Origin of the sequence: Streptomyces sp. RK62 (assembly GCF_018070255.1) — a bacterium.
Lineage (GTDB): Bacteria > Actinomycetota > Actinomycetes > Streptomycetales > Streptomycetaceae > Streptomyces > Streptomyces nigra.
On the sequence record NZ_JAGPYD010000031.1, the window covers coordinates 23,391 to 29,580 of the forward strand.

5 protein-coding genes are annotated in these 6,190 nt (G+C 71.1%); 4 read left to right on the plus strand and 1 reads right to left on the minus strand.

Translation table 11 applies throughout. From position 1 onward, the window contains the following. Positions 1-46: 46 nt before the first annotated feature. Entirely contained in the window at positions 47-535 is a 489-nt protein-coding gene (locus tag KBY32_RS34975; RefSeq protein WP_210982900.1) for a hypothetical protein, read from the plus strand. A 137-nt stretch (positions 536-672) separates the two neighbouring features. Next, on the plus strand, positions 673-1,329 hold the full coding sequence (locus tag KBY32_RS34980; protein WP_210982901.1) for an LPXTG cell wall anchor domain-containing protein: 657 nt from the start codon (positions 673-675) through the stop codon (positions 1,327-1,329). A 72-nt stretch (positions 1,330-1,401) separates the two neighbouring features. On the opposite strand, the gene ppc is transcribed toward KBY32_RS34980, so the two are convergent. Continuing rightward, the gene (gene ppc, locus KBY32_RS34985) at positions 1,402-4,143 is read right to left on the minus strand and encodes a phosphoenolpyruvate carboxylase (protein ID WP_210982902.1); all 2,742 of its coding nucleotides are present in this window, start codon (positions 4,141-4,143) and stop codon (positions 1,402-1,404) included. Between the two features lie 302 nt (positions 4,144-4,445). Between ppc and KBY32_RS34990 the strand changes: the two genes are divergently transcribed. Together KBY32_RS34990 and KBY32_RS34995 are read left to right on the plus strand one after the other, a co-directional pair. Continuing rightward, on the plus strand, positions 4,446-5,456 hold the full coding sequence (locus tag KBY32_RS34990; protein ID WP_055624842.1) for a fatty acid desaturase: 1,011 nt from the start codon (positions 4,446-4,448) through the stop codon (positions 5,454-5,456). Next, a complete protein-coding gene (locus KBY32_RS34995) occupies positions 5,453-6,127 on the plus strand; it encodes a TetR/AcrR family transcriptional regulator (protein WP_055624843.1) in 675 nt (224 codons plus the stop codon). The genes KBY32_RS34990 and KBY32_RS34995 overlap by 4 nt, the downstream gene beginning before the upstream one ends. Positions 6,128-6,190: the final 63 nt, after the last annotated feature.

The window sequence follows — 6,190 nt, forward strand, 5'->3', positions numbered from 1 at the left end:
GGCGTCGAGTTGACCGGCCGTAGGGGCATGGCCAAGGATCGCGGCCATGCCTTCCGCCGTTGCCTCCAGTCAGGGCGCCGTCTCCGCGCTGCGGTTCGGCCGGGTCGCGGCCATGGGGACGGTCGTGCTGCTCATCCTGGTCGCGGGTGTGTGGGGGTCGTGGGGCAGCGCCCAGCACGTGATGCTCACCAAGGGCCGGGAGCACGGCACGATCGAGGTCGCCCGCTGCGCCGGCGACTCGTGCACGGGCCCGTACACACCGGTCTCGGTGGGCTCGCGGGAGCGCGACGCGGTGAGGATCGAGAACAACGTCGCGGTACGCAAGGGCGGGACCTACGCCGTGGTGGTGAAGCCGGGCACGGACGAGGTGGTCCGCTCGGGGCCCGCGGGCGTCCTCTACGCCTGGGTCCCCCTGGGCGGCGCCCTCCTGCTCGCCTCGGTGGTCGCGGCGGGCGGCCTGCGCAGCGCCCGCCTCTCCTGGCTGCTGGCGGGCACGGGCCTGGCCCTGCTGACGGGCGCTTTCGTCACGGTGTGAGCGGGCTGCCCGTTCTCCATGTCTGTGGAGGTCCGGAGTGTGGCCGCTTCGTGATTGACCTTCGTTCAGCGACGGCTGGAAGCTGAGCCGCCCCCTCCACATCGTCCCGTTCCCACTCGCAGATGGACTGCTGCCCCATGCGTACCCTCTTTCGCGCCGGCGCCCTGTCAGCCGTCGCCGCCTCCGCCGTGCTGTGCCTGCCGGCGGCCGCCCACGCCACCGCTCCCGGCGACAACGGCACCGTGAAGATCCATGACTCCGCCACCGGCGAGGAACTGCGCCGCAACGAACCGCACGTGTGCACGTTCTACCTGGACGCCTTCGGGTTCGACCGGGCCCAGCAGGTCGACTGGCACATCGAGGTCTGGGCGCCGACGGCCGGCGTCAAGGGCGAGACCGTGCGGTCCGGCGCGCTCACGCTGGACGGCGAGGGCCACGGCCGTACGGCGGATCTGACGCTGCCCGACGGGCACTACAAGCTGTTCTGGAACTTCGCGGGCGAGAAGGGGTCCGCGAAGCACAAGGTGTTCTGGACGGACTGCGGGGAGGACGAGACGGCACCCTCCCCGTCCGCGTCCGTGTCCGCCTCCGAGTCCGCGTCCGGGTCCGGGTCCGAGGCTCCGGATGAGACGCCGGCCGCCGAGGCGGCGCCGTCGGCGTCCCCGTCCCCGCAGGGCGGCGAGGGCGATCTCGCCGAGACCGGCAACGGGGCCCCGGTGGGCCTGCTGTCCGCGGCCGCCGCGGCGCTGCTGGGCGCGGGCGGCTATCTGGTGCTGCGGCGTCGGCGGGCCTGACCCGGACCGCTGCCGTGGACGACGGTGCCCCCGTGCTCGCGCGAGCACGGGGGCACCGTCTTTCGTACGGGGTCAGCCGGTGTTGCGGAGGCCGGCCGCGACGCCGTTGACCGTGAGGAGCAGGGCCCGGGCGAGCAGCGGGTCGGGGTCGGTGCCGCCGGCGGCGGCCTCGCGCTGGCGCTTGAGCAGGGCGACCTGGAGGTAGGAGATCGGGTCCAGGTAGGCGTCGCGGATGGCGAACGTCTGCTTGAGGACCGGCTGGGCGTCGAGGAGTTCGCTCTCACCGGTGACGCGCAGCACCTCGGCGACGGTCAGCTCGTGCTCGGCCTTGATGGCGTCGAAGACGTGCTTGAGCTCGTCGGGGACGAGAGTGTCGACGTAGTGCTGGGCGATGCGCAGGTCGGTCTTCGCGAGGGTCATCTCGACGTTGGAGATGAAGTTGCGGAAGAAGTGCCACTGCTCGTGCATCTCGTCGAGCACGGTGTCGAGGCCGGCCTCGCGCAGCGCCTTGAGGCCGCTGCCGACGCCGTACCAGCCGGGCACGATCTGCCGGGACTGGGTCCAGCCGAACACCCAGGGGATGGCGCGCAGCCCGTCGAGGGAGACGCCGGAGCCGGGGCGGCGGGAGGGCCGCGAGCCGAGGTGCAGGTCGGCGAGCTGGTCGACGGGGGTCGACGCGAGGAAGTACGTCGGCAGGTCGGGGTCCTCGACGAGCTTGCGGTACGCGGTGTGGGCGGCGTCGGAGACGACGTCCATCGCGGCGTCCCAGCGCGCGAGCGCCTCGGTGGACTGGCGCGGCGCGGTGTGCAGCGCGGAGGCCTGGAGGGTGGCGGCGACCGTCAGTTCCAGGTTCTCCCGGGCCAGCGAGGGGACCAGGTACTTGTCGGAGATGACCTCGCCCTGCTCGGTGACCTTGATGGCGCCTTCGAGGGTGCCCCAGGGCTGGGCGAGGATCGCGTCGTGCGAGGGGCCGCCGCCGCGGCCGACGGTGCCGCCGCGGCCGTGGAAGAGGCGCAGCCGTACGCCGTAGCGGTGGGCGACGTCGCGCAGCCGGCGCTGGGCGCGGTGGATCTCCCACTGGCTGGTGGTGATGCCGCCGAACTTGGAGGAGTCGGAGTAGCCGAGCATGACCTCCTGGACGTCGCCCCGCAGCGCGACGAGGCGCCGGTAGGACGGGTCGGACAGCATGTCCTCGAGGATGGTGTCGGCGGCCTTGAGCTCGTCGGTGGTCTCGAGCAGCGGCACGATGCCGATCTTCGCCCAGCCGGCGTGCAGGTCGATCAGGCCGGCCTCGCGGGCGAGGACGGTCGCGGCGAAGACGTCGTCGGCGCCCTGGCACATCGAGATGATGTACGACTCGATGACCTCGGGTCCGAAGACCTCCAGGGCCCGCCTGACGGTCTGGAAGACGCCGAGGGTCTTCTCGCCGGCGGCGTCGACGGGCGCCGGGCTCGGGGCGAGGGGCCGGCGGGAGCGCAGTTCCTTCGCGAGGAGCTTGGCGCGGTAGTCGCGCGGCATGTCGGCGTACCGCCAGGACTCCTCGCCGAGCCGGTCGAACAGCTGGCCGAGGGCGTGGTGGTGGGCGTCGGCGTGCTCGCGGACGTCCATGGTGGCGAGCTGCAGACCGAAGGCGGCGAGGGTGCGGATGGTGCGGTCCAGGCGCCCGTCGGCGAAGAGGCCGCCGCGGTGCTCCCGCAGGGAGCTCTGGATCAGGGTGAGGTCCGCGAGCAGTTCGCCGGTGCCGAGGTAGTCACGGCCGGGCTCGTGCGGGGTGTTGCGGGCCAGCCGGGTCTTGGTGTTCTCCAGCTTCTGGCGGATGCAGGTGGCCTTGAGCCGGTAGGGCTCCTCGGCGTTGAGCCGCTTGTAGCGGGGGCTGATCTCGGGCAGGGCGTCGAGGTCGGCCTGGAGGGAGGCCAGCAGCTCGTCGGTGGCGCCGGTGTAGCGGATGGAGTTCGACAGGAAGCCGCGCAGCTCGTCGATCATCTCCAGGGCGTCGTTGATGCCGTGCTCGTGCTGGAGGATCAGGATGTCCCAGGTCACCTGGGGGGTGACGTTCGGGTTGCCGTCGCGGTCGCCGCCGATCCAGGTGCCGAAGGTGAGGGGGCGGGTGTCGTCGGGGAGCTTGTGCCCGACGCGCTCGAGTTCGGCGGTGAGGTCCTCCAGGACGTCGCCGACGGCCCCGGCGTGCAGTTCGTCGAGGTAGTAGATGGCGTTGCGGGCCTCGTCTGCGGGCTCGGGGCGGACGACGCGCAGTTCGTCGGTCTGCCAGACGAGGTCGATGTTCTCGGCCAGTCGGGTGTCGTTGCGGCGGCGGTCGCCCTCGAGGACCGGGGTCTCCAGGAGCGCGGCGATGCGCCGGAGCTTGTTGAGCACGGACCGGCGGGCGGCCTCGGTGGGGTGCGCGGTGAAGACGGGGCGCACGTTGAGGTGCTGGATCGTCTGCCGCAGGTGCTCGGGGTCGGCGTCCTTGAGGCGGTCGGCGGTACGGGCGAGCAGACCGCCCTCGGCGGCGCGCCGGGCGCGCAGCTCACGGCCGCGGTGCACCTGCTCGGTGACGTTGGCCAGGTGGAAGTAGGTGGAGAAGGCGCGGACCAGCTTGGCCGCGGTGTCGAGTTCCGTGCCACGCAGCAGTTCGGCTGCGGCCTCGCCGTCCTCCCGGGTGAGGCGGCGGACCTTCTCGACGAGCTCCAGCAGCTCGGGGCCCTCCTGGCGGACGAGTGTCTCGCCGAGGAGGTCACCCAGCCGGCGGATGTCGGCTCGCAGCTCGGTGCTGGTGGTCGCCTGGGGCACAGTCTGGTCGTCGGCACTGCTCACAGGTGCGGCTCCTTGCAGTGTTGAAGCTCGTCCGGGAGGGGAACCCGTCGCCTGGGCCGTACGGCGGGACCACCGCTTACGGCTCCTGACATCCGGGAAGAAATCGGAGCGGACCGCGCTGTCCGACCGAGACAAGGATAGGTCTCCATGGGGACGCGCTGTCTCACGGGCTCTTGCCGCAGGGCGGCACACTGCCATACTTACGTCGCCGTAGGTTACGGAACCGTAGGCACCGCGCCCGCGGAGCCCTCCCGACCGTGACACGGCATCTGTCACAACCCTCGACCCCACAGGGGACGCCCATGACCACGAGCTCCGATGTGATCGAAGACGCCCCGCAGGCGCACGACGACACCCCGACTGCCTCCGCCACCCTCGGCGGGGAGAAGAAACGGTCGATCGAGCAGATCGCTCTTCTCCTCTTCATCATCGTGCCGTTCCTCGCGCTCCTCGCGGCGGTACCGCTGGCGTGGGGCTGGGGGGTCAGCTGGCTCGACCTCGGCCTGCTGGTCTTCTTCTACTACCTCGGCTGCCACGGCATCACGATCGGCTTCCACCGTTACTTCACGCACGGTTCGTTCAAGGCCAAGCGGCCGCTGCGGATCGCGCTGGCCGTCGCCGGGTCGATGGCCGTGGAGGGCCCGATCGTCCGCTGGGTGGCGGACCACCGCAAGCACCACAAGTTCTCGGACGCCGAGGGCGACCCCCACTCGCCGTGGCGGTTCGGCGAGACCCTGCCGGCCCTGATGAAGGGCCTGTGGTGGGCACACATCGGATGGATGTTCGACGAGGAGCAGACGCCGCAGGACAAGTACGCGCCGGACCTGATCAAGGACCCCGCGATCCGCGCCGTCTCCCGTCACTTCGTGTCCTTCACGATCCTGTCCCTGGCCCTGCCCGCCGTGATCGGCGGTCTGGTGACGATGTCCTGGTGGGGCGCGTTCACCGGCTTCTTCTGGGGGTCCCTCGTCCGGGTGGCCCTGCTGCACCACGTGACCTGGTCGATCAACTCCATCTGCCACGCCGTGGGCAAGCGCCCGTTCAAGTCGCGTGACCGCTCGGGCAACGTGTGGTGGCTGGCCGTCCTGTCGTGCGGCGAGTCCTGGCACAACCTGCACCACGCCGACCCGACGTCCGCGCGGCACGGTGTGGAGCGCTGGCAGATCGACTCCTCGGCCCGCTTCATCAAGATCTTCGAGAAGTTCGGCTGGGCGTACGACGTGCGCTGGCCGTCACGCTCGCGTATCGATTCCCGCCGTAACACCGGGGAAGAAGGAGCCCGCCGCCGGAAGGAGCCCGCGAAGGCGGCATGATTGACGCCGTGGCGACCGACTCCAGCACCTCCAGCAACGACAAGCCGCGGCGCGCGCGCCGCACCCGGATGACCGGTGCGGAGCGACGCCAGCAGTTGCTGGAGATCGGTCGCACCCTGTTCGCCGCGAAGGGGTTCGAGGGCACGTCGGTGGAGGAGATCGCGGCCAAGGCCGGGGTCTCCAAGCCGGTGGTGTACGAGCACTTCGGCGGCAAGGAAGGGCTGTACGCGGTCGTCGTGGACCGGGAGATGCGGCGACTGCTCGACATGGTGACCGGCTCGCTGACCGCGGGGCATCCGCGGGAGCTGTGCGAGCAGGCGGCGTTCGCGCTGCTGGACTACATCGAGGAGTACACGGACGGCTTCCGGATCCTGGTCCGTGACTCGCCCATCCCCCAGTCGACCGGGTCGTTCGCCTCACTGATCTCCGACATCGCCACCCAGGTGGAGGACATCCTGGGCCGCGAGTTCAAGAGCCGCGGTTTCGACCCGAAGCTGGCGCCGCTGTACGCGCAGGCGCTGGTGGGGATGGTCGCCCTGACCGGGCAGTGGTGGCTGGACGTGCGCCGCCCGAAGAAGGCGGAGGTGGCGGCGCATCTGGTGAACCTGGCCTGGCACGGCCTGGACGGCCTGGAGGCCCGCCCGCATCTGATCGGGCGCCGCAAGAGCTGACGCCGGCGCGCTTGTACGGACACAGACACGGACACGGGCGCGCGGGGTGCCCCCACAGCACCC

Bases quoted from the DNA above. Each gene is read 5' to 3' on its own strand.
- KBY32_RS34975 (WP_210982900.1), top strand. From the start codon at position 47: ATGCCTTCCGCCGTTGCCTCCAGTCAGGGCGCCGTCTCCGCGCTGCGG.
- KBY32_RS34980 (WP_210982901.1), top strand. From the start codon at position 673: ATGCGTACCCTCTTTCGCGCCGGCGCCCTGTCAGCCGTCGCCGCCTCC.
- KBY32_RS34990 (WP_055624842.1), top strand. From the start codon at position 4,446: ATGACCACGAGCTCCGATGTGATCGAAGACGCCCCGCAGGCGCACGAC.
- KBY32_RS34995 (WP_055624843.1), top strand. From the start codon at position 5,453: ATGATTGACGCCGTGGCGACCGACTCCAGCACCTCCAGCAACGACAAG.